At 62.9% G+C, this 1,766-nt stretch carries 2 protein-coding genes and 1 pseudogene; 1 reads left to right on the top strand and 2 read right to left on the bottom strand.

Annotated elements, in window-relative coordinates:
- Window positions 1-177, top strand: a pseudogene (locus ABZW96_RS37540) (cytochrome P450); the annotation flags it as partial.
- Window positions 178-381: 204 nt separating this feature from the next.
- On the opposite strand, the gene ABZW96_RS37545 reads toward ABZW96_RS37540, so the two are convergent.
- Window positions 382-744, bottom strand: coding sequence for a transposase (locus ABZW96_RS37545; protein WP_355081636.1), 363 nt, complete (start codon window positions 742-744; stop codon window positions 382-384).
- 264 nt (window positions 745-1,008) lie between these two features.
- Window positions 1,009-1,401: a hypothetical protein gene (locus ABZW96_RS37550; protein ID WP_355081638.1), complete on the bottom strand. Its 393-nt coding sequence runs from the start codon at window positions 1,399-1,401 to the stop codon at window positions 1,009-1,011.
- Window positions 1,402-1,766 lie beyond the last annotated feature (365 nt).

Consider the following 1,766-nt stretch of genomic DNA (forward strand, 5'->3'; position numbering starts at 1 on the left):
GCGCGTCCGCTGGCCTACCTGATCGCGCAAGAGGCCATCGACCAACTCCTCGACGCACTGCCGGAGATCGAACTGAACCTGCCGAACCGAACCCCGGACTGGCGACCGGGCCCCTTCCAGAGGGCCCTGACCGAATTGCCGGTCACCTTCCCCCCTGGCACCCCAATCGAACCGTGAGTGTCCCCGGCTTCTCCGTCAAGCCCCTGCCAGTAGAACTACAGATTTATGGTCTGTGATCGTCGCATGGAAGATGGCATCGGAGAGCCGGGATTGAGGATACGAAGCGCTTCCACGCTGCCATCGCCGCTGGCTTTGTGCCGGGCGAGCAGCCTGCGAGCTTCTGTCCAGGTAGGGGCTCTGATTCACTTCCGGTGGCGGGCGCTATGCGAGAGCAGGATGCGGTGCCGAAGTAGCTGAAAACTGGGCCCTGCCATGCATTTGTCGCGTGATCAGTTTGGTCTTGGTGTTGACGCCTTCGATCGGGCCGTTGTTGTAGGGCACGGTGGGGCCAGCGACCGCAGCGTCGTGGTCCTGGTCGATGCCGCCTACAAACGGGTCGAGTTCGGTCAGCCCCGCTTCACAGAACTGCACGAACCATCCATCGAGATCAGTGCCGCGGCGTTCGGCCAGGATCGTGGCGAATTCGCCGACGAGTTCAGCCAGGTCGGTCATCTCTGGGCAGGCTGCGACAAGTTCGTCCAGATGAGCGCGGTGTGCTCTGGGAAGCTCGGTTGGCTGGCTCATGATCCATGAAGTCAGCCGACGCGGTGAGGCAGATGAGGTAGCTCTCGGCGCGCCCTTGGTTGAGGTATTTGTGCAGTAGGTTCAGGCCGCCGGTGTATCCGAGCGCTTTGATCTCGTGGAACAGGTGAAGGACCGGGACACCGAGCTGTTCGGTGCGACACTGCCGCAAGTGGTCGCGGGAAGGGGTCGACAAGTCAGGCCCGGTAAACGGTGGGCGCAGTCCAGCAATCCGACACCTTGATCGAGCAGATCGTGCACCGCATGTCAGCGTTCCAGCATGGTGGTCTCGCGGGTGAGTGTTTGCCGCTTCGCGCCGGCCGCAGTCCAGCATTGGCCGTGCGCGGTGACGACTTCCCTCACCGATCGGGTCAGGCCGCGGGCATAGATGCCAACGGTCGCTGACCTGCAATTCGGCGGGCCGCACGGCGGATCGCTTCGACATAGGTGGCCGATCCGCCCACGGATGACGACCTCGACGCCAGGATTGTTCGGCAACCATTTTTCGAGGGTTTCGGACTTGCGGTCGGCCAGGATGTCGATCCGTTGGTGAGTGACGGCATCGATGACCGCCGTGCGCTGACAGTTTCGGCGGCGCAGGGCGAGGTGGGGCCTTCGCGCGCGCCATAACGGCACCGCGCCACTGCCAGGTAGGGTCATTCAACCGCGCGCGACATCAACTGTCTCGCAACGGAAACCGGCTACTCAAGCGGCGCTTCATCGGATCGCGCTCACATAGGCACGTTGCCATCCCGGCGCCCGCGAGCTACTGGCCCGCCTCAAAGCCGCCGGCGACGGAGGCCTTGAAGCGTTGCGGATCCTCAAACGCAGGCTCTCCGACGTAGTTTTCCGACCCATGCTCGTCGACCAGCAACCCGCTGAAACCACTACGCCTTGACCGAGGAGTTATTTGCAGTCCGCGACAGTATGCTAAGTGCCTGTGTATGAACTGATCGTTTTTCCTGTTGCGGCTGCTGCGGGTGGCTTATCGTCGAGGCGGGGTGGTTCGTGCGGGAGGCGGCGAT

Source organism: Nocardia sp. NPDC004168 (assembly GCF_040610355.1).
GTDB classification, from domain to species: domain Bacteria; phylum Actinomycetota; class Actinomycetes; order Mycobacteriales; family Mycobacteriaceae; genus Nocardia; species Nocardia sichangensis.